At 56.7% G+C, this 20,505-nt stretch carries 18 protein-coding genes and 2 pseudogenes; 8 read left to right on the forward strand and 12 right to left on the reverse strand.

Going from position 1 to position 20,505, the window contains the following annotated elements; all coding sequences use genetic code 11:
* Window positions 1-135: 135 nt before the first annotated feature.
* Window positions 136-333: a LysR substrate-binding domain-containing protein gene (locus VK92_RS42940; protein WP_231616447.1), complete on the reverse strand. Its 198-nt coding sequence runs from the start codon at window positions 331-333 to the stop codon at window positions 136-138.
* Window positions 334-398: 65 nt separating this feature from the next.
* Here VK92_RS42940 and VK92_RS43410 point away from each other — a divergent pair.
* The 4 genes and pseudogenes from VK92_RS43410 to istB all read left to right on the forward strand — a co-directional run.
* Window positions 399-653 (forward strand): annotated as a pseudogene (locus tag VK92_RS43410) (hypothetical protein); the annotation flags it as partial.
* On the forward strand, window positions 604-1,152 hold the full coding sequence (locus VK92_RS43520) for a porin (protein ID WP_442854670.1): 549 nt from the start codon (window positions 604-606) through the stop codon (window positions 1,150-1,152). The pseudogene VK92_RS43410 and the gene VK92_RS43520, both read left to right, overlap by 50 nt.
* On the forward strand, window positions 1,037-2,032 hold the full coding sequence (istA, locus tag VK92_RS15415) for an IS21 family transposase (protein ID WP_338390913.1): 996 nt from the start codon (window positions 1,037-1,039) through the stop codon (window positions 2,030-2,032). The genes VK92_RS43520 and istA overlap by 116 nt, the downstream gene beginning before the upstream one ends.
* Window positions 2,029-2,802 carry an IS21-like element ISBcen13 family helper ATPase IstB gene (gene istB, locus VK92_RS15420; protein ID WP_048028067.1) on the forward strand — a complete coding sequence of 258 codons (774 nt, stop codon included), beginning with the start codon at window positions 2,029-2,031 and terminating at the stop codon, window positions 2,800-2,802. Before istA ends, istB begins: the two co-directional genes overlap by 4 nt.
* 125 nt (window positions 2,803-2,927) lie before the next feature.
* Here istB and VK92_RS15425 read toward each other — a convergent pair whose 3' ends face one another.
* Window positions 2,928-3,617, reverse strand: coding sequence for an EthD domain-containing protein (locus VK92_RS15425; RefSeq protein ID WP_048028069.1), 690 nt, complete (start codon window positions 3,615-3,617; stop codon window positions 2,928-2,930).
* A 326-nt stretch (window positions 3,618-3,943) separates the two neighbouring features.
* Here VK92_RS15425 and VK92_RS15430 point away from each other — a divergent pair, with 326 nt between their 5' ends.
* Complete coding sequence (locus VK92_RS15430; protein WP_048028071.1) at window positions 3,944-4,720, forward strand: SDR family NAD(P)-dependent oxidoreductase; 777 nt, start codon at window positions 3,944-3,946, stop codon at window positions 4,718-4,720.
* A gap of 70 nt (window positions 4,721-4,790) precedes the next feature.
* On the opposite strand, the gene VK92_RS42485 is transcribed toward VK92_RS15430, so the two are convergent.
* From VK92_RS42485 to VK92_RS15440, 3 genes are all read right to left on the reverse strand, one after another.
* The gene (locus tag VK92_RS42485) at window positions 4,791-5,009 is read right to left on the reverse strand and encodes a BON domain-containing protein (RefSeq protein WP_165589114.1); all 219 of its coding nucleotides are present in this window, start codon (window positions 5,007-5,009) and stop codon (window positions 4,791-4,793) included.
* Between the two features lie 368 nt (window positions 5,010-5,377).
* The gene (locus VK92_RS15435; RefSeq protein ID WP_165589115.1) at window positions 5,378-6,172 is read right to left on the reverse strand and encodes an IclR family transcriptional regulator; all 795 of its coding nucleotides are present in this window, start codon (window positions 6,170-6,172) and stop codon (window positions 5,378-5,380) included.
* 140 nt (window positions 6,173-6,312) lie between these two features.
* Window positions 6,313-8,076: an FAD-dependent oxidoreductase gene (locus VK92_RS15440; protein WP_048028223.1), complete on the reverse strand. Its 1,764-nt coding sequence runs from the start codon at window positions 8,074-8,076 to the stop codon at window positions 6,313-6,315.
* Between the two features lie 321 nt (window positions 8,077-8,397).
* Here VK92_RS15440 and VK92_RS15445 point away from each other — a divergent pair, with 321 nt between their 5' ends.
* Together VK92_RS15445 and VK92_RS40075 are read left to right on the forward strand one after the other, a co-directional pair.
* Complete coding sequence (locus VK92_RS15445) at window positions 8,398-9,051, forward strand: EthD domain-containing protein (protein ID WP_131723250.1); 654 nt, start codon at window positions 8,398-8,400, stop codon at window positions 9,049-9,051.
* A gap of 236 nt (window positions 9,052-9,287) precedes the next feature.
* Window positions 9,288-9,512: a DUF4148 domain-containing protein gene (locus VK92_RS40075; protein ID WP_082163789.1), complete on the forward strand. Its 225-nt coding sequence runs from the start codon at window positions 9,288-9,290 to the stop codon at window positions 9,510-9,512.
* A 124-nt stretch (window positions 9,513-9,636) separates the two neighbouring features.
* Here the strand turns inward: VK92_RS40075 and VK92_RS15450 are convergent, their stop codons facing one another.
* The 6 genes from VK92_RS15450 to VK92_RS40080 all read right to left on the reverse strand — a co-directional run bounded on the left by VK92_RS15450 (window position 9,637) and on the right by VK92_RS40080 (window position 17,858).
* Complete coding sequence (locus VK92_RS15450; protein ID WP_048028225.1) at window positions 9,637-10,980, reverse strand: MFS transporter; 1,344 nt, start codon at window positions 10,978-10,980, stop codon at window positions 9,637-9,639.
* A 270-nt stretch (window positions 10,981-11,250) separates the two neighbouring features.
* Window positions 11,251-12,318, reverse strand: a complete 1,068-nt coding sequence (locus VK92_RS15455; protein WP_048028076.1) for a porin — start codon at window positions 12,316-12,318, stop codon at window positions 11,251-11,253.
* Between the two features lie 151 nt (window positions 12,319-12,469).
* Window positions 12,470-13,405 carry an ABC transporter permease gene (locus VK92_RS15460; protein ID WP_231616448.1) on the reverse strand — a complete coding sequence of 312 codons (936 nt, stop codon included), beginning with the start codon at window positions 13,403-13,405 and terminating at the stop codon, window positions 12,470-12,472.
* A gap of 89 nt (window positions 13,406-13,494) precedes the next feature.
* A complete protein-coding gene (locus VK92_RS15465) occupies window positions 13,495-15,969 on the reverse strand; it encodes an ATP-binding cassette domain-containing protein (protein ID WP_048028079.1) in 2,475 nt (824 codons plus the stop codon).
* 136 nt (window positions 15,970-16,105) lie between these two features.
* Window positions 16,106-17,230, reverse strand: coding sequence for an alkene reductase (locus tag VK92_RS15470; protein WP_048028080.1), 1,125 nt, complete (start codon window positions 17,228-17,230; stop codon window positions 16,106-16,108).
* 118 nt (window positions 17,231-17,348) lie between these two features.
* Window positions 17,349-17,858, reverse strand: coding sequence for a nuclear transport factor 2 family protein (locus VK92_RS40080; RefSeq protein ID WP_231616449.1), 510 nt, complete (start codon window positions 17,856-17,858; stop codon window positions 17,349-17,351).
* Between the two features lie 685 nt (window positions 17,859-18,543).
* Here VK92_RS40080 and VK92_RS15480 point away from each other — a divergent pair.
* A complete protein-coding gene (locus VK92_RS15480) occupies window positions 18,544-19,494 on the forward strand; it encodes a helix-turn-helix domain-containing protein (RefSeq protein WP_165589116.1) in 951 nt (316 codons plus the stop codon).
* Between the two features lie 178 nt (window positions 19,495-19,672).
* Here the strand turns inward: VK92_RS15480 and VK92_RS42945 are convergent.
* Window positions 19,673-20,485, reverse strand: a pseudogene (locus VK92_RS42945) (SDR family NAD(P)-dependent oxidoreductase).
* Window positions 20,486-20,505: the final 20 nt, after the last annotated feature.

A 20,505-nucleotide genomic window follows, 5' to 3' on the forward strand; every position in this document is an offset into this window, starting at 1 on the left:
TGTGCGCTGATGGCACGATTTTTGACCGAGTCTATAAAGTAGACGTCACAAGCGTTATCAAGAAGTTGCGGCGAATATCAAAATATTGCGAATTTTGAGCCGTCGTGCATTCCCAGGCCTGGATGGCGACGACGCTTACACCACGGCCAAATCCACACCATCATGGAACAGATCGGAAGTCTGATCCGACGTGATGATGCGGATGCTCGCGGCAACGCTGGGATTGCGGTCCCGAAAATCGCGCATCACTTCGCTGAGCCAGTAATGCGAAATCGCGGTATTGGCTGCCAAGGTGACGGTATCCGGATCTCGTTTGACGCTGAGTTCGTCCACCGCGTCTGCCAAGTAGTTGGAGACAGCACTGACTTTCCCGTGGACCTGCCTTCGCCGGGTTTCAATTCGGCGGGACCTACAGCTTCTCCAACAACGTGAATTTCGCAAACAACCGACAGTACAGCGTCGGTGCTCAGTATGCGACCGGAGGTCTGCTCGTCGCTGCAGCTTATCTTCAGGGTAACAATCCGTCGTCGACGGCAGGCGGCGGTATCAGCACTGGCGACCAAAAACTTCATCGGTTCTCATTTGGGGATTTTCGGCGCCAGCGTGAACTATACGATCTCGAACGCAACTGTAGGCCTCGCCTACACGAATAGCGATGTGTTCAATCCGCTCAGCTCCGTGTACGTCGGGCCAATCACGCCAGCTGCCGGCGCCGCCTCAGGCTTGAGGTCCCAAAGCTTTGAGGTGAACGGCAAGTATCAATTCACACCAACCCTCTACGTGGGCGCGATGTACACCTACACGCGCGCGACGTTGAGCGACGCGACTGGCAAGCTGCACCCGAGCTATCAGCCGGTCGGATTAATGAGCGACTACAACCTCTCGAAGCGCACCGACTTCTATGTGCAAGGTGTTGGGCGCAAAGTAATAATGAGCCACTTCGCGCGAAGTAAATCTGAGCCACCTTTCAGTACAGTCAGCCTTTTGCGCGCAAAGGCTGGCGATGCTCCAGAAGGAACAGTGGATGCAAATCCATGTGCTCAAAGCCCAAGGCATATCAGAGCGCGAGATCGCGAGGCGCCTGGGTATTTCTCGCAACACGGTGGCGCGGTACCTGTCGGCCGAGGACGTGCCACGCTACAAGGCGCGTGAACCGCGGCCAACCAAGCTCGGAGCGTTCGAGGCGTATATCCTCGAGCGTATGAACGCCGCAGCACCCGAGATCATCGCCGCGCCGGCGCTGCTGCGCGAGTTGCGTGCGCGCGGCTACGATGGCCAACTGCGGAGCCTGCAGGCCTTCATGAACGCGCATAAGTCCGTGCCCAAGCCAGACCCGGTCGTGAGGTTCGAGACGGAGCCTGGCCGGCAGATGCAGTGCGATTTCGTAGTCTTCCGCCGAGGCGCCGACCCGCTTTACGCCTTCACCGCCACGCTCGGTTTTAGTCGGTGGCGCTGGACACGCTTCACCACCGATGAACGCGCCGAGACGCTGGTCGCCTGTCATCATGCGCTGTTCGAAGCCTTGGGTGGCGTTCCTCGCGAGATCCTTTACGACAATGCCGAGACCATCGTTGTCGAGCGCGATGCATATGGCGACGGTCAACACCGCTGGCACGCCGGCATGCTCGATCTGGCCAAGCGGTACGGCTTTCTGCCCAGACTGTGTCAACCGTACCGCGCGCAGACCAAAGGCAAGGTCGAGCGATTTCACCGCTATCTGCGTGGCAATTTCTATGTGCCGCTAGCAAGCCAGCTCAAGCAATCCGGCTTGATGCTCGATGCCGTGACTGCGAACGTCGAGGTGAGTAAATGGCTGCGCGACGTGGCCAACCAGCGCGTGCATCCGGTTACAGGGCTGGCACCCGCGATTCTGTTGGAGCAACGCGAACGGGCTTGCTTGCGCGATATGCCGGGTTACGCGGTGCCCCGATTGCCAGCTCGTGCCGTCGCTCGACCACGCGTTGATCCCGCGATGTCGATCCAGCACCCGTTGTCCGTCTACCAGCAATTACTGACCGAGGTGCGCGCATGAACTTGCAGCAGGAACGCATCGACGGGCACTGCCAGAGTTTGAAGCTCGAGGGGCTCATGCACCGATACGTCGCTCTGGCCAGCGACGCGGCGGCCAAGCAATGGAGTTTCCTCGACTTCCTCGAGAACGTGCTCGCGCACGAACGAGAGACGAGGCAAGTCCGTTCGCGGCAAACACTGGTGCGCATGGCCGGGTTCCCCGCCATCAAGACACTGGATGACTACGACTACAGCTTCGCCGTCGGGGCCCCGCGCAAGACGATCGACGAGCTCGCCACCCTGCGCTTCATCGAGCGGGGTGAGAACGCGGTGTTGCTCGGTCCGTCGGGCGTGGGCAAGACCCACCTCGCGATCGCCATCGGGCATGCGGCGACGCAGGCCGGCATCAAAACGAAGTTCATCACGGCCGCGGATCTAATGCTGCAGCTCGAGGCCGCACGCCGACAGGAGCGATACGACGCGGTTCTTCGACACAATATCCTCGGCCCGAGGCTGCTCATCGTCGACGAGATCGGCTACTTGCCGCTCTCGGGCGATCAGGCCAGCCACTTCTTCCAGATCGTCGCCAAGCGCTATGAGCGCGGTTCAATGATCCTGACCAGCAACCTGCCGTTTGCGCAGTGGGACGAGACCTTCGGCGGCAACACCACACTGACGGCAGCGATGCTCGACCGTATCCTGCACCATGCCCACATCATCCAGATCAAAGGAGACAGCTACAGACTGAGACAGCAACGCCAAGCCGGTCACGTCTCGTCATCGAAGAAGTAACGACTGGCTCAGTTTTACTTTGCGCGATCAGGCGCGAAGTGGCTCAGATTTCAAATGCGTTTGACAGCAGCCACTGAAATTTCTGGAACAGTGGCTGCGAATCAGGCCAGAGACCAACGACCATTTTAAATCATTCTGTGTTCCCCAACAAGGAACGCAGTGATTTCCGAGAGGAATGTCTTTGCATGTTCCATGGTCCTCAGTCCCGCGGCCGAGCCGAACGCCGTCTGCAGCGAATCCGTGCTTTCGAACCAGAACTCGACAATGCCATCGATAGGCAACTCTTCATACTTGCAGGGCTGCCCCTTTCGCAGTTCACGTTCAATCACCGCGTTCTGTCTGTATCCCATAACACCAGGCATCGTCCGAACCCAGTCGGCATGCACCTTCCATTCGGAGAGGAAGTCGCTCTCCGACATCTCCGGGCGGCGTCGAATCAACGACATTCTCTTCTTCAGCCCGAGACGACCGGCATCGCTCGGGACATCGACGACGGTTGCCTGCTCAACCGTGACGATATGAAGCTTACCGAGAAAGCGGTCTTCGTCCGCGAGAATGCGTTCGGACAGTTCGCCGCCCCCGAATGGCTCTTGAGAATCGGCGACCCACAGTTGCGAAAAGCCATCGAACTCCCACGGTCCTCGAGCGAAATCGATTCCGCGCTGAACCCTGTCGATGATGTGATTCTGCCAATACTGGCTTAGTCCAGGCGTGCTTTTGACCAAGGGACCATGATGATGGAGCCAATGCTCGCGGAAATCTTCGATTGACCAATCGGTTTTCTTGGAAATCAAGCCCATTCTGACCTTGTCCATCAACCCTCCTGATTCATTGAAACCACATTGCGCCTGAATTCACCGGCTCGGATCAATTCATTTCATGTGCCCGTGGCGGCCGATGTTCGAGCATCTTGAATTGCTGCGGACAACAGCCCGTCAGGCGTTTCCCGAGGCCCCCCGCTCCTGGACTTGGAGTAACGGGCATGGGGTGATCGGGTGTGCTGCGAGGAACGTTCCAGCATCCGATACAACACCAAGTAATTATACCTATACGATCACATATGTATATGTGCAATACTAGATCGCGTATGGTTCATCCCGATTTCGTGGTCGCCTCCGCACTACACTTGCAAGGAGAAGGTATGTCGTTTTCACACACGGTTGCTCCTCCCCTGCTCGAGGGACGTCTCGCCCTCGTAACAGGGGCCGGGCAAGGCAACGGTCGCGCCCTCGCCCTTGGGCTCTCTCAAGCAGGCGCAAAGGTTATCGTCAGCGATATCAACTTCGCACTGGTTGAGGAAACTGCATCACTCATTCGGAAGGAAGGCCGTCAGGCATGGGCTTTCGAACTCGACGTGACCAACGATGACGCGTGCTACGCTTTCGCGGCACAGGTCAGTCAGGAAGCAGGATGGATAGACCTGCTCGTGAACAACGCCGGCATCATCATTCGCGAGAACTCGACCAGCCCGAATGCCGCCAGGAACTGGAAGAAGGTAATGGACGTCAATGTACACGGCACATTCAACGTGACGCACGCGTTCATGCCCGCCATCAAGGCGACCAGAGGCGTTGTCATCAATATTGCGTCCATCGCTGCATATGCCGGGCAAGGTGGCAGCTTGGGCTATTCGCCCTCGAAAGGTGCCATCAAGATGTTCACGCAGTCGCTGGCCGCTGAACTGGCACCGTTCGGCGTGCGTGTGAATGCCCTGGCGCCGGGGGTCATCGAGACGCCGATGACTGCGGCGACCCGCGAAGACCCCAAGCGCCTCGAGGCTTTCATGACGCGTATTCCAATGGGTCGGGTCGGACAGACCGAAGACCTGGTTGGCCCGACAATTTTTCTTGCTTCCGATATGTCGCGCTATGTCACTGGGGTGACGCTGGCAGTCGACGGTGGCTTCCTTGCTGTCTGAATGTGACTTCCAACGAGGGCCCTGGTTGACAGGGCCTTGTCACACAATCCACGCAAACGCGGCAAACGTTCTACTGGCCTGCGGCCCGTACTGTCAGTAAATTCTTTACCGAAGCGACACCAGTCACTTGTCTGGCGACCTCTCCTGCTTTTTCAGTTTCCTCCTGACTCGGCACCGTGCCTTGCAACATCACATTGCCGGCGTGCGCCCGCACAGTAATGTTTGACGCTGTCACTCCCTTGGCTCTTGCAAGCGCTGCTCGCACACGCTTTTGCAGAACGCGGTCCATCGACGTACTCGTGCTGACCTGACTCGCCGTTCCGGGCAGCGCTGAGGACTCGCTGCTCGCCCCGCCTTGAGCGTATGAGCAAACCGATGTGCTTGCTACGAGTACCCCTATCGCCAACGCGATCGAGTTCATTGTTTTCACTCCAACCTCCATCTCAGAAGTAATCGGCAAAGAGAATTTACGGGGCACACGCAGTCTATGCTCGACCCTGCGCGTCAGTTTGTGTAGCCCAAAGCGGCCAGCCAGTTCATCAGGAGAAGAGAAATTTCCTCGGAATGCCGACACGCACGCGCGAACGACAAAGTCGGGGATGGGCGTGTGTCGACAGGTTCGCCCCGACCTTCGCTATATCTCAGTAGAGCGCACAGTCAATCGAACGAGATTTCCGCAGAAAGAGCTGAAAGCTTTTTGGCGAGACTCCCGTCCCATGACACATCGATACTGCCAACTGGTCCAAAGACGGTCACTGCAAGCGCTATCAGGCCCAGTCGGTTGAAGATAGGCGCGCTCACACTGTCAATTCCAGGTATCGGTAAGCCCAATGTACTAGCAAGCCCTCTTCGCCGTATATCGAGGAGTAGGTCGTCATACATATCGGTCGACAACGAATTTCCAGTTCCTTTTCGCGTTGCGATGTCCCTTTCGAGCATCGGTCTCACAGTCTCAGCCGGCATGAATGCCGCAAACAGGCGCCCCGTGCTGCTGTAAGCGATTGACATGACCGCGCCCGCATGAAGCCCCGTGTGCATATATATGTCCGGGTCCGAGAATTGCACTACTGTAGGACCGCAGTCCGCCCATATCGCGACGAGAACTCCGTGGTCTGCCTCGCCGGCTACTTCGGATGCGCGATGGTATGCCTCCCTCAGTGGAGACAGCTGAGCTATTGCGTGTAACCCCAACGCGAGTGAGAGTGGACCTGGCTCATAGTTGTGAGTCATCGCATCACGGCGCACAAGACCGGTGCGAACGAGACTCACCATGTAGGTGAAAACCTGATTGAGTGGAATACTTGTCGCAGCGCTGAGCGCCGCCATCGAAACGGGCCGACCAGCATCGGCGAGATGACGTAGGAGAGTGCCTCCCACTTCCATGGCATGGATGCCCCTTTGCTCTTTCGCCACCTTCGCCACCGACTCCCCGACGTTCTGTTTTTCGTCCATGCGGTTCGCCTTCGCAGTGCTCGCCATGAGAAGCATCGGAAGGAACGACCGCGCCCAGTACAGCCCTGAAAAAAAAGCCGCGGGGGCCGCAACAGCCACCGCGGCAACACTCGCGTCATGCGCTCTCTCAAATTTGCAGACTACTGCGCGACCACTGCGAACTTCGGTGTAGCAGAACCAACGCCCATGTCTTGCTCAGTCGATTTATGAGCAGCTGCGATTGCCCTCCCGGCGATGTAGCCGAACGTCAACGCAGGGCCGAGCGTGATACCGGCTCCTGGGTAGTTCCCGCCCATGATGCTGCACGCGTCATTACCGACTGCAAAGAGTCCTTGGATGGGCAAGCCTTTCGAATCGAGCACCCGGCATGAAGCGTCCGCTTTCAGACCAGCAAATGTCCCAATGTCGCCGATTCGGACCTTGAGCGCGTAAAACGGTCCTTTCTCGATAGGCGCGACGCAAGGATTCGGTGAATGCAATGCATCGCCCTGGTACCGGTTGTAGGCCTTACTGCCCTTTCCGAACACCGGATCTCGACCTAGGCGCGCCTCTGTGTTGAAACTCCGCACAGTTTCTCTAAGATTGACCGCATCGACGCCAATCTTGTCAGCGAGTTCCTCGACGGTAGATGCCCTAGTTAGGTATCCGACGCGCAGATACCTGCCAATCGGCATCGGGAACGGCGCAGCACTTCCCAGTCCATAGGTGCGGAGCGTCTTGTGGTCACAGATGAGGTACGCGGAAATTTCTTCGCCCGCCGGAGTGGCCTTCACAAGCGCCTGGACGAAATCGTGGTACGAGTTGCCCTCATTCGTGAAGCGGCGGCCGTTACGCAGTACCGAGATGACGCCAGGCTTCGCGCGGTCAATGAAGTGCGGCATGATGCCCGTCGAACCATCCTTTCGAGTTAGTGTGGAGACGGGAACCCAGGCAGCCGCATTGGGAAGCGCTGTTGATACCTGCCCGCCCACTGCTTCCGCCATCCTGAGACCGTCACCGGTATTTCCCGTCGGCGAAGGAGAAAAGTGTTCCGTTCCAGTTGGTGCGTGCGGGAACAGTTGCTTGCGACGCTCGATGTCGTATGGAAAGCCCCCGCTCGCGAGCACAACCGCACGGCGCGCAACTACCCTCACCTTCGAGCCTTCACGGTCCAGAACGGCACCCGTTACCCGACCATCTTCCGTTGTAAGGCTAAGAGCCTTTGTATTCAGCCACAGAGGCACGTTCAGGTCCATCAGCGACTTCGCGAGCCGACCAGCTAACGCATTGCCGTTCGTCAACGTCATGCCTCGGCCGTACTTCAACACGTCTGCAAAGTGCCTTGAGAGTCGCTTTGTCACATACCATGCCGATTTGACGGACTTCGTCACACGCATGAAGTGGACGATTTCTTTGCCGGAGCCCAGCATCATCCCAAAAACGGTCAGTTCGGGAAGCGCGGGAGCGAGGTCCTTGATTGCAGTGCCAAGCTCGCGGCCGTCGAACGGACGAGTGACCATCGAGCGCCCTCCCTGCGTACCACCTGGCGCCTCGGCGTGATAGTCAGGAAATACCAAAGGCATATCAAACCGGACGGCTGTCTTCGACGTGAAGAAGTCCACCGCTTCCGGGCCATTCTTGATGAATGCGTCAACCCGGTCACCGTCGAAGCTATCCCCTGCCTCGTGCTCTAGGTACGTTCGCGCAGCACCTTCCGATTCATAGATTCCCTGGACTTTCGCGAGCGCGGTATTCGGAATCCACAGCCAGCCGCCCGAGCGAGCGGTCGAACCACCAAACTTCGGCTCTTTTTCAATCACAAGGACCTTGAGTCCATTCGAGGCGGCCGTGATTGCCGCGGACATCCCAGAGCATCCGGAACCGACAACAAGCACGTCACAGATGTATTCGCCTTCCCGCTTCATCGCAATGTCTCCCAGTGCAAGGCGTGCCACCGGTTGGCACACCCTCATAAGTCATTCCCGTTTCCATGGGACGTGTTTGAATGATACGCTATGATTATATATACGCACATTCATTTGCGTAGGTACAATCCCTAGCGATAGCCGAGTGACGGGGAGGGACGTCGCTCGAGGAATAGGCGAGCCTCCGCCTCCGGTCCATCGGAACAGACTTGCCAGGCACATCTGCCGGTGCAGGATGGCCACCTCGGCCAGCTGTACCTCTTGCAGAGCCGCGGCGAGCCTCGTCGCGTTACCAAGCCTCACTACCACTCAGGAGATGAAATGATTAAGCGAATGACATTGCTGTCTCGCAAAGAAGGGACGGCAATCAGTGATTTCCGCGCATATTGGGCCGGTTGCCATGCCAGGCTCGCCCTTTGCATGGATGGCATCACGAGCTACACGCAGAACAGGGTTGAAAAAACCCTCTGGCAACATGCCGACAGCGAAGGCTGCTTTCAGGTCGACGGAGTAGTCGAGCTCTGTTTCGAAAGCGACGAGGTAATGAGCGTCGCACAAAGCTCAGCGGTCGGGAGTAGATACATTCCGGAGGATGAACCAAACTTCCTGCGTGGATGGAGCCTTTGTGTCGTTGAACAGGATGACAAGCATAACGACCCGATAGGGGTAAAAGTCCTCATCGCCGCCGCCTTGAAGAGTTCGGCGGATAGAGAAACCTTCAGAGAAGCCCTTAATGCTGCCAATGCTGCTCAGTCCAGACCCGCAAGGATGTCGTTCAACTGGACGTCCCGAACGGCTAGGCGGGAACGGCTTTGGTCAGAGCCTGTCTCGCCGAGCGTGCTTGCAGCCATGTGGTTCGATAACATCGCTCAGGCCCATGCTGCGTTCGAAGCTGACGGTGCATTTCATCAGGCGATATACTCCATGTCGACTCGCGCAGCTGCTTACCTCATCGACCCGCTTGTCGTGAAGTAATCCTGTCCCGTCGTCGACACCACGAGGTGCTGACGACGTACGAACCGGAAACTGTACGCGGTCGCCTGCCGATAACTCGGATTCGTGCGCTGGTAGCGATAGTGCTTGCCACTATTCGTCCATGCCAAACAGTGAATTCTCATACCAAGGGTTTATACCTACTTCCGGCAGCCCTATAGTTGGAATGTGCAGGGCGAAACCTATCGTCCTTAACGCCAGACCTATAGGACCTCTCGATGAAAATTCAATTTCTTGTGGCCGCCATTGCCGGCGCCGTTAGCATCACCAGCTTTGCCGACGAGCAATCGACGCATCTCACGCGTGCACAGGTCGCTTCAGAGTTAGAGTCGCTCCATCACGCTGGATACTCGCCGCAGGACTGGGCACACTATCCGGAAAATATTCAGGCTGCAGAGCGTCGCGTTCAGGCGCAACGCACGGACGCTCCGGCGAAAAGTTAGTCCTTATCGGTTGATGGCGAAGCGTGATAGCGTCAGATTGACTGGGCGAGCGCAGGGCACTACCGCAGCGTGCAACAGTGGGCTCTGAACAACAGAGCCCACTGTTTTTTTCAACTCGAACCGCTCACGCCTCCTGCGTTCTGCGCGTCCGCTCAAAGCGCAGCGCATATCCCATGGCTGCACAGGCAATCGCCAGCATAATCGCAATGAAATAGAAGGCGGCCGCCATACTACCTGTGTAGGTCTTGATGAGACCGATGATATACGGTGTGATTGTGCCGCTCGACACACCGATACTGCTCACCAAGGCGATACTTGCCGCTGCATTCGGACCGCGAAAGAATGTAGCTGGAACCGACCAAAATATCGGGTGCGCAGCATACACGAGCACTGCGGCAATCGTCAGCAGCGCCATCGAGACGGCAAATCCGACGCTGTGTGACGTCAACAACGAGAGCGCGATTGCAGCTCCGACAGCACACACGATGAAGTGCCACTTTCGCTCATTACAACGGTCCGAGTGACGGGCAATAACAATGACGCCAATTGCTCCGATAGCATTTGGAATCGCCGAGTACAGGCTGATTTGTACGATATCTTGAACCCCAAATTCCTTAATCATCGTGGGCATCCAGAAGAGCAGCAGGAGAATGGCCGACGTCAAACAGAAGTACACGAAGGCGAACAGGTACACATATGGATTGCCCAGCGCCGAGAGCAATGAGTGACTATGTTCGCTCGACTTGCTTTCGCGCCCCAACACGTCTGCCAATCGGCGCTTTTCGACTGACGAAAGCCACGATGCCACCGACGGATTGTCTTTAAGGTAGAAGTAGGCAATGACACCGAGGACAATAGCTGGAGCCCCCTCAATCGCGAGCATCCATTGCCAGCCGCGAACACCAACAACGCCATCCATGCCCCGCATAATCCAGCCAGATACGAGTCCGCCCAGCACACCAGCAACAGCCACACCAGCGTAGAAAACTGAAAGCGCACCGGCGCGACGACGCGCGGGAAACCAGAATGTCAGGTAGAAGACAATCCCCGGAAAGAAGCCCGCCTCAAATACCCCCAACAGAAACCGAAGAATGAAGAATTGCGTGGTGTTGGAAACAAACACCATCAGTACCGAAGCCGCGCCCCACAAGAGCATGATGCGCGCGAAGGTCTTCCTCGCACCGAATCTGTGCAGCAGCATGTTACTAGGCACTTCGAACAGCACATATCCACAGAAGAAAAAAACCGCCCCCAAACTGTACATCGCATCCGTCAACGACAGGTCATGCTTCATCTGCAGCTGTGCGAAGCCAATATTATTGCGGTCCAAAATCGCAACAACGTAACAGCAGAACAAAAAGGGAATGATTCGCAGCGTCACCTTGCGAAAAAGGCGGTTATCCTCGGCGTCGACAGGGAACTGACTTGTCGATACTGGGGCCGTGCGGACCGAACTCGGCGTTGTCATCAGAGAACTCCACAGCGCAGTTGTTTTCCATGCGGAGCCACGCCTGATGAAAACCATCACATCATCTGGTTAGCCACCACAACACTCGGAAGGTAGCTACACTACTGCACGCCCGCCCTCGTTAATTACATATTAGCGCATCGATTCTCATATATATAATTCTCGTTTCTACCTAGTCTGACGCACCTCACCCGTCGGGCTGACACACCTCAGCGCCGGAGTCCAGCAGACGGCCCTCACATCCGCAAAAGGGCTCCAGCTCCGTTTCACTTAGAAGTAGTGCATCATGCCGAAGTAGCCGCCCTGCTGGTTGTGACCAGGCAACGGCAAGGAATCGGCAGTTTCGACCGGGAAGTTCGAGTTTTTACCGTTAAACATGGCACCGAACGTCGCATACAGGAAGGTGCGCTTCGACAGGTTGTACGTGGTACCGATGACCCCGAGGTTCCCGCTGCCACCGCCATGGTTCGCGTTGCCGTGGTACCAGCCCGCCTGGAAAGTCAGCGCAGGGTTGACCTGATAGGTTGCACCCAACCACTCCTGTTCGTTTCGCGTAACTCCCTTCGGATTGTCGGCAGTTGAGACGGTATCGCGACCGGAAGAGACAAGCGCCTGATAGCCAGTGTAGAACTTCAGCGCTCCAAATTGATACGTGCCACCAATCATGTATTCGCGCGATGCCGCGTACGGGTCCGAGAATTTTCCGTTCGCGTCACGGATTTCTTCATAGACTCCGTACGCGTTGAAACCGCCCAGGGAGTAGGTAGCGCTTCCGCTGAACTGCCGTCCCCCGCGGAAATTTCCAGCCTGGTTCCCGAAGCCATTCTGCAGACGGAAAGAAAAACCAGCCCATTTCGGCGAGTTGTAGGTGACGGTATTTGAGCGTGAACCCCATGCCCGGCCCTTGGCGAAGTTCGCGATGCCGGTTACCTGCTCTCCGAATGGGTCGAGATAATATCCCGTCTCATCGGTAAGACTCATTACCTGACCTGCCCACAAGCTTCCCCAGTCGTCCTTGCCAAGCCCCACGTATGCGTATCGATTGAACAAACTTTGTCCGGGCAACTGCCCCGTTCCTGCGGTGAACATGCTCTCAAGTTTGAATTCCGCGTGAAAGCCTCCTCCAAGGTCTTCCTTGCCAGTCAGGCCCCACCAACTAATACCGTACTGGTTGCTGCCGAAACGATAATTGTTCTTTGATTGGCCATCTGGGGTCGCTACATTCGTGACGAAGTCAAGCCCCGACGCAACACGACCGTAAAGCGTGAGACTGCTCTGCGCATGAGCGCTACAAACTCCGACGGACAACAGGGCGCTCAAAATCATCCTTTTATACATTTCGTTATCCTTAACGTAAAAATCTCCAATAATTGCATCCCGCCCTCTATCGGGACGGTGCAATCAACTCGCTAACACAACGTCATATATTTATGGCACGCCCTCGATATACAGCCAGTTCCCGTGGAAGAGATGGGGCGTGCTCTTTCTCTCAGCTCTTAATAGTTCGGAAGGTGAGAAGTGCCGTCGGCAGATATCGTACGGTGGTCGCCAGCAGGATGGCACACGCCTGTACGAGTAGCTGCACCGACGTTCCTGCACCGAGCGCGAGCACCATCTGCCCCAGCTGTGCCATGAACAATGCAGCGACGGCACTGGCGATGACACTTCCCCTACCGCCCGTGAATGGCGTACCGCCCACGACTACCGCCGCAATCGCCGGCATCAAATAATCGTTTCCCGACGATTGAGAAGCGCTTCCGATAAATCCTGCAAGCAACATACCGGCCGCGGAAAAACATACGGCAGAGGCGACGTAGGCGCCAATCTGATACTTGAGCACACGTACACCAGCTGCATCCGCTGCACGCGGGTTGACGCCAACTGCCACAAATCGGCGCCCTATAGCAGTCTTGCGCGTGATGACCCACGCTGTGGCCACAAACACCACCGCAAACAGTACGTTTGCCGGCATACCCAAAAACTGTGCATGTGAAATGGTTTGCATGACGGGAGGCACATTCACCGGAACGTTGCCCGTGAGCGAACGGACTGCACCAATCAGCAGCGCATTCACAGCAAGAGTCGCCACTAACGGTGTAATCGCCAGTCGCGAGACCAATGCGCCATTCAGCATCCCCACGACCACACCGACACAAACCGTGAAGATTGCCGCAAGGATGATTGAATCGAACGCGAAACCTGTCCGAGCCATCAGAACGCCGGCGAGAGACACCATGCCAATTGCCGACATGTCGAGGCCGCGCTGTTGAATGACCAGCGTCTGGCCTGTCGCCACAATGGCAAGAATCCCCGCGAACGGCAGCATTGCCAGGATGGAACCACGGGTCATCGTCCCGGGCGCCACCATTGCACTGATTGCAAATAGAAGAACCAGTCCAATCCAAATCCATGAGAATTCACCCACGGCCGGAATCGCCTTTGGACGCGGTACCGGTGCCGACGGTCGAGGAAGATGCGGAACCGCCTCTGCACGATTCTGGGTCGATACATTTCTCATTTTGCCACCGCCATTTCTCTGCTCTTGGAATAAAGGGCCACCGACGCGAGAATCATCCCGCCCAGCAGGTACGACTGCCAGGAGTCACCGAGGTCAAGGAATGAGGTGACGACGTTCACCTGCGTAATGAGCAACGCGCCAAGCAATGCCCCAATAAAGGAACCACGGCCGCCGAAAAGGCTTGCACCGCCGATAACCACAGCCGCGACGCTGGCAAGCGTATAGTTAGTGCCTGCACTTGGGTCGCCCGAACCGACTTGCGCCATCATTGGTACTGCAGCGACAGCAGCCAACAGCGAGCAACCGACATAAGCAGTCAGCAAGGTCAGATGAGGGCGTACCCCAGCCATGCGTGCTGCCTCAGCACGCGACCCGACTCCTCGAAACGCAAGACCAAGCCTTGAGCGGAAAAGTCCGAATTCGAGGGCAAGCGCGATAACAGCGGCAAGAATCGCAATGAAGGGTACGAAACCGAGTTGTGCGCCAATTCCGTCGACAATCGAGTCTGCGATGAGCCCGCCCGGTATAGGGCGCAACAGCAACGAGACCGCTTGAAGTGCCATGTACGTAGCAAGAGTCGCCACCATCGGATGGAGACGGAATGGGTCCACAAGCAGCCAGTTGATAAGCCCAACGCCTAGCGCGACAACGAAGACAATCACCCATCCCTCCAGTTGATGACCGAGGGTTGCACCATCGTTCAAGAAGAATGACTGGATGACCACCATCAGTCCCATCAGTGGCCCAACGGACAGGTCAATGCCGCCAACGAGCATCAGTGCCTGTTGCCCATATGAAACGATGGCCAATGTGGCAACGAGCGCGAGCATTCCGGTGAGGTTGCGCGCGGAAAGGTAAGTCTCGTTCACGTGCGCAGCATAAATTCCGAGCACGCATATTACGAGGGCTAGCATCACGAGCGGTGCCCAGTCCCCAGCCGCCCATTTCCAGAAGGACGAGATGCTGGCTGCCCCCCGTTCGCGCTCCGTAGTCGCGGTAAGAACCGCAGATGTGATGTTGCTTTCGCTCACTGCGTCATCGCGTAGCTCTTTTACAATGTGGCCACGCGAGAAAATCAGAACGCGGTCACACAAGCCGGCGACCTCGAGAGCATCCGACGATACAACGATGACTGCGGTACCAGCTGCGGCCGCCTCCCGCAGTACCTTGTAGATTTCCATCCGCGCCCCGATATCCACGCCCTGTGTCGGTTCGTCCACGAGCAATACTTTGGGTTTGCTGGCAAGCACGCTGGAAAGCACCAGCTTTTGTTGATTGCCACCCGACAACGAGCGAATAGGTGTCTCGATGGTTGGCGTCTTGACAGCAAAGCTCGACACCGCCTCCCTCGCACGGCGCCCTTCGCTCTTCGGACGCACAATTCCACTCACCGTATCGAACGACAGGCTGCGAAGCGAGAAATTCTCGCGCACTGAGAGGTCGCCAAATATGCCCTCCCGGTGCCTGTCACCCGGCAGATATCTGATATCACTTCGAGTTGCTGCCTGAGACTGCTTCAGGGACGCGCTCGTACCATTGACCGTGACGCTTCCACGGCATCTATTCAACCCGGCCAACGCGCGCATGAACTCACGTTGACCGTTTCCGTCGATACCGGCAAGTCCGACGATTTCCCCCCTCTTGACCTGAAGCGAAACATCAGAGAATCCTGTACCTCTCAACGCGACTACGTCCAGAACGATTTCCGCTCGACGTCCATTCGCCTTTGGCGGGAACTCGCGATCAAGCGCACCACCGACGATGAGCTCGACGATTTGTTGTTCGCTCAGATTCGAAGCATCGTAAGTTCCTTGCCCCTGACCATCTCGAAGTACGGTGAGCCGGTCGGCAATTTGCTGTACCTCGCGAATCCGATGCGAAATGTAAACAACAGCGCAGCCCTCAGCCGTCACCTTCCTGATACGCTCAAACAACCGCTCAACGTCCTCTGCGAGCAGGTGTTCCGTTGGCTCGTCAAGAACCAATACCCTCGGCTTTGTGGCGAGCGCCTTGACGATTTCGACAATGAAGCGCTGTTCCGGATTCAAACTGACAACACGTTCGGACGCGTCAATGGCAACGTCATCGCTCCATTGCTCGAGCAGACGTTGCGCCCACAATGTGGTTCGCATCAGTGACGGTCGCTGGGCTTCCGATACCCCGAGATACAGATTCTCCGCGACGGTCAAATCCGGCATCAGTGCGGGCTCCTGACGAACGATTGCAAGACCGAGCGCTCGTGCCTTCTCGGTATCGCCCTTCGTCTCGACGCCATTGATTACGACTCGCCCGTGTTCTGGGACGAGCGCCCCGGAAGCAACAGCCATAAGCGTCGATTTACCCGCGCCGTTCTCACCCACCAAACCATGTACTTCGCCAACGGCGACTTCGAACGTCACATCGTCCAGTGCCTTGACGCCCGGGAAGACCTTCGTCACGTGGTCGACCTGCAGCGCTATCTTCCTTTCCATTTTCGTCTCCTGCCCCTACTGAATGTTTTGTGATGCGGCTGCACGTGCGTCACGCCTGGCCCCGGAAAATGCGTACGGCCATCTCTCGGACCCAGACCTTCGTGTGCTGCGAAGCATTTTTTATGGAATTGACGCGTCAAATCGAATCAACGGAAGTCGATTCGCGCAGTTCTGCATACGTGGGATAGTCGGCGTACCCTTGCGCATCGCCGGTGTAGAGCGTCGGCATATCGACCGGGCTCAAAGGCCAGTCGTTGCGAAATCGTTCGACGAGGTCAGGATTCGATACAAACGGACGTCCGTACCCAGCCAGGTCCGTCAGTCCAAGTTCGATCAGTTCTTCGCCGGCGTCCTGGTCGAGCGCACCCGTCAGAATCAGCGTGCCGTTGTACGCATCGCGAAATTTTCCGAGGAATTCCCTACCAATTCCGACACCGATAAAAGCAGTCTGGTCACTGAGGTGCACGTAAGCGAGGTTTCGCTTGCCCAACTCGTGCGCGAGCGTCAGCCAAGTGTTCTCCTCGTCCTCGAAGGGTTGCATATCATAGAGCCGGCCAAACGGTGACAAACGGATACCCACCCTTGCACTACCGATTTCGGTTGCGATTGCATCAACCGTCTCGAGCGTGAAACGAAGTCGGTTCTCCGTGCTTCCACCATACGGGTCCTTTCGCGTGTTGAGTGCGCCATTTGCGAACTGGTCGAAGATGTAACCGTTCGCCCCATGGATTTCGACACCGTCGAAACCAGCGCTCATCGCTCGAACAGCCGCAGTTACGAAGTCCGCCGTAATTCGGGCAATTTCGCTGGTCTCGAGTGCGCGCGGCACACTCGCCTGAATCGGACCAGGCTCGCCGTTTTCGTTGTACGCATAGCAGTTGCTGTTATTCGCGGCAACCGCGACAGACGAAACAGGGGGCGCGCCGTCCGGCTGCAAACTGACATGAGACATACGGCCCACATGCCATAGCTGGACGAACATCTTCCCCCCGTCTTCGTGCACGGACTCCGTCACCTGCTTCCATCCAGCTATCTGTTCAGGCGTATAGATGCCAGGCGTATACAGATATCCGGTGCCTTCAAGAGAAATCTGCGAGCCTTCGCTGATAATCAGTCCGGCCCCTGCGCGTTGACGGTAGTAGAGAACCGTCTGCGCGTCCGGCACCCCGCTCTTTGCGCGACAACGCGTCATCGGCGCCATCACAACGCGGTTTGCCAACTCGATACCACTCATGTCGTAACTCGTCAGTAGCGGGCTCATCACATTTTCCTTCGTTCGCTTCGAACAAATTTCAGTCGCTTCAACCATCACCTCCACACCAACCTCATATTGCTTAGGAAACCTACTCGTATTGATCGGAACAATGCTCCTGTTTCGGTCATTCACCAGCTTTCCTTGACGAATGGGTTTTCCACCCATCCATCCGTCCACGGCGATGACTGCTGAACCACGCCCGTGATTTCCTGGAGTACCATTTGCCGTCGGTTTTGACGAGCCTGTCCTTGTATTTTCCGGCGATAAAAATGGCTTCGCCCTGCGGGGATTGTTCGCTGCCAGCCATTGTCACGAAACACACAAGATAGAATGTCGCTGTCGCACGCTTGTCCTCTTCGTCCACATCGACAGCAGGTGAGACAATGTTGTGCAACGCCCATCTGATGTTTTTGGACAGGTTGCGACAGTGCTGCTTGATTTCCTCCCTTCCCCTCGCTTCACCACCTACACCCTTGATTACCCAGAGGCTGTCTTCGACAAAAAGTGAAGCGACTCCTTCAGGGTCGTAGCCGTTATCCAGATGTTCGGCATACTGGGCCTTGAGATATTTGATCGCCTCGATGTCTTCGAGGCGCGCGAGACGCTGCTCATGCGTGAACTGCGACCTTTCCATGCCTGTCTCCTTATCGAGTAAACGTTGTAGGCTTCCGGAACCGTGCGCATACCTGCCAACGGGTGAAGCGGTTGGCACGGTGCAGCTTGCGCGCAGATCTTCTACGGAGTCTTGTGTCGAAACTCGGCCTCCGACGCGGACGATTGCTGACGGCTACTGTTTCAATTGGAAGACGGACGGCGACTTGCAATGCCCGACGTGGTTGCAATCGTCGCTGCTGGTAGACAGCCGAAGGGGCTCGACTCTCCATCGCATGCGTGCGATAGGACGCACGTCGCCATCGAAGCTTACGAGCGGTCGCGCTTTTGTCTCCTTGTGTATGTGGGACAGACGCGGCTCACGCTGGCGTCTAGTCTCTTTGCAATCAATATATGGGACCTGATTTGACCGTTCGCGACTCAGCACGACAGATTTACTGGACCAGATGCGCCAGGCCGCCGACGGCAATGGGCCTTCCACGTCGCCAGCAAGCCCCTCCCGCCAGGGATTCGACTGTTTTATTTGAGCGCGGTGTCGGGTCGTTCCTGTCGCGCCGGCGCGCCGGACGCACACTTTTAAGCAACCTCTTCGATACAACGGCGTGCGGGTTTGTTCGCATATGAAATTTAACCCTTTCAATCTACTTTGTATATGTACAAGATTATCAGCATAGATTGTCGAGGGACTCTCACGGATGCGCCAAGATATGATTGAACAGTTCGACACGTCTGGTGTATTGGCCCGCGAACGACTGGCCTATTACCACGACGTCATCTGCCGTCTCTACTGCCACGTCGACCTGCCGACATTCGACAACGGTGACGAGATATTCCGTGCTCGAGTCGTCCAGAAACCGCTGGGCATCATCGGCGTAGGCGACGTCGCTGCGCCGGGACTGCAGTACGTACGGACCACGAGCGACCTCAGTCGCACGCCGAGTGACGAATTCCTGGCGAGCCTGTTGGTCCAGGGCACAGCTTCTCTCGAACAGAGTGGGCGCCAAACGACTCAAAACGTTGGCGACATCGTGCTGTACGATACGGCTCGCGCCTTCAAGTACAGCTTCTCATCTGACTATCGAATCATTCTGCTGAAAATTCCGCGCAAGCAGATGCTGTGTCGTTTAACCGATGCCGAGCGCCTAACAGCTATTGCACTCGAGGGAAAATCCACAATGGGTGCGCTTGCAGGCGCTGTTATCCGCGGCGCAGCGGACATTGATGCTGAGCTTGAACCATGTGCCGCATCCAAGCTGGCTGCTTCCGTCATCGATATCTTCGCCGCCTCGGTCGAAACGGAGTTTCGTGGCTTGAAAGGAGCGCTCGAGCGCCACGAAGACGTGCTTCAACACGCCAAACGCTACATCGAAGCGAATCTGGGTGATTCGGAACTGGATGTTGAAAAGGTTTCAAACGCAATAGGTGTGTCGCGTCGCACGCTCAACCGGATCTTCGCCGCGCATGGTACGACAGCTGCTCGTTGGTTGTGGCAGAAGCGGCTCGAGGCAAGCCATAGCTCGCTCACTGAAGGACGTTCCCAACATATCGCCGATGTCGCCATCGCCTGCGGATTCAGTGACTTCTCGCACTTCAGCAGGGCATTCAAGAAGACCTATGGAATTGCTCCGCACACACTCATCAAGCGACGCGCTGCGTGAACATCCAGTGACGGCACTAGGCCAGTATCCTGCATAAAACTTCGGGTGCGTGATGCCACGCCTCCACATCAAGAAGCAATAGCCTGCGCGAAAGCGCGAGCCAAAGAAAAATGGCATCCAGCGATGCGGGATGCTATAAGCATGTCGCAGAAGAACGGCACCGGACGAGGCTCCGCTTTCAGGTCTTATCGTATCCACCGTCGACCATCAACGTCGTACCTGTGCACCCGCTTGATAAGTCTGACAAGAAGGATGCAACCGCGTTTGCGACTTCCTCCGGACGAATCAGTCGGCCGATAGGTACCTGCGACATCCATTCGGCAACCATTTCCGGCGACTCCTTGGCAATGCGCTCAATCATCGGCGTCTCGGTGCGACCGGGGCCGACTGCATTGACGCGTATGCCATATGTTGCCCATTCGACGCCAAGCAACGCAGCAAGATGCTCGACCGCTGCTTTGGTCGCGCCGTATGCGGCACACTTCTCAGGATGTACGACAGACCGACCGGCGATTGATGAAATCAAGACGATGCTCCCACCTCGCTCGCGCATATGTCGTGCAAATGACTGCGCAGTGAAGAATGCCCCGTCGAGGTTGACGGACATCGGTCTACGTCAGGACACCTCGTCATAATCAAACGATTCGGACAGTGCCACGATACCCGCGTTGGCAACAACACCGTCAACGCCACCGTGACGGCGCACCACCTCATCAGCAAGCAGCATCAATGACGCGACACTGGCAACATCAACCGGCATGAAGTGAACCATGCGTCGCCCGGCGTCTACTTCCGTGGCGAGACATGCCCCATTGCTGTCGAGAATGTCAGCAATGATGACCCTGCTCCCCGCTCGCGCGAGATGGCGAACCGTCGCCAGCCCAATACCGCCAGCACCGCCGGTTACCACGATAGTCTTATTGGATAGTCCGTCCATTCTCTGCCCCCTGCTGTTGAGTCCATTCGAGTATAAGGCGACTATGCCCCCCATCACGCCTCAACACTCGGTGA

The sequence above is a fragment of the Burkholderia sp. LK4 genome, from assembly GCF_001043615.1.
Classification (GTDB): Bacteria; Pseudomonadota; Gammaproteobacteria; order Burkholderiales; family Burkholderiaceae; genus Burkholderia; species Burkholderia cepacia.

Bases quoted from the DNA above. Each gene is read 5' to 3' on its own strand.
- istB (WP_048028067.1), top strand. From the start codon at position 2,029: ATGAACTTGCAGCAGGAACGCATCGACGGGCACTGCCAGAGTTTGAAG.
- VK92_RS15425 (WP_048028069.1), bottom strand. From the start codon at position 3,617: ATGGACAAGGTCAGAATGGGCTTGATTTCCAAGAAAACCGATTGGTCA.
- VK92_RS15430 (WP_048028071.1), top strand. From the start codon at position 3,944: ATGTCGTTTTCACACACGGTTGCTCCTCCCCTGCTCGAGGGACGTCTC.
- VK92_RS42485 (WP_165589114.1), bottom strand. From the start codon at position 5,009: ATGGACCGCGTTCTGCAAAAGCGTGTGCGAGCAGCGCTTGCAAGAGCC.
- VK92_RS15435 (WP_165589115.1), bottom strand. From the start codon at position 6,172: ATGGACGAAAAACAGAACGTCGGGGAGTCGGTGGCGAAGGTGGCGAAA.
- VK92_RS15440 (WP_048028223.1), bottom strand. From the start codon at position 8,076: ATGAAGCGGGAAGGCGAATACATCTGTGACGTGCTTGTTGTCGGTTCC.
- VK92_RS15445 (WP_131723250.1), top strand. From the start codon at position 8,398: ATGATTAAGCGAATGACATTGCTGTCTCGCAAAGAAGGGACGGCAATC.
- VK92_RS40075 (WP_082163789.1), top strand. From the start codon at position 9,288: ATGAAAATTCAATTTCTTGTGGCCGCCATTGCCGGCGCCGTTAGCATC.
- VK92_RS15450 (WP_048028225.1), bottom strand. From the start codon at position 10,980: ATGACAACGCCGAGTTCGGTCCGCACGGCCCCAGTATCGACAAGTCAG.
- VK92_RS15455 (WP_048028076.1), bottom strand. From the start codon at position 12,318: ATGTATAAAAGGATGATTTTGAGCGCCCTGTTGTCCGTCGGAGTTTGT.
- VK92_RS15465 (WP_048028079.1), bottom strand. From the start codon at position 15,969: ATGGAAAGGAAGATAGCGCTGCAGGTCGACCACGTGACGAAGGTCTTC.
- VK92_RS15470 (WP_048028080.1), bottom strand. From the start codon at position 17,230: ATGAGCCCGCTACTGACGAGTTACGACATGAGTGGTATCGAGTTGGCA.
- VK92_RS40080 (WP_231616449.1), bottom strand. From the start codon at position 17,858: ATGGAAAGGTCGCAGTTCACGCATGAGCAGCGTCTCGCGCGCCTCGAA.
- VK92_RS15480 (WP_165589116.1), top strand. From the start codon at position 18,544: ATGATTGAACAGTTCGACACGTCTGGTGTATTGGCCCGCGAACGACTG.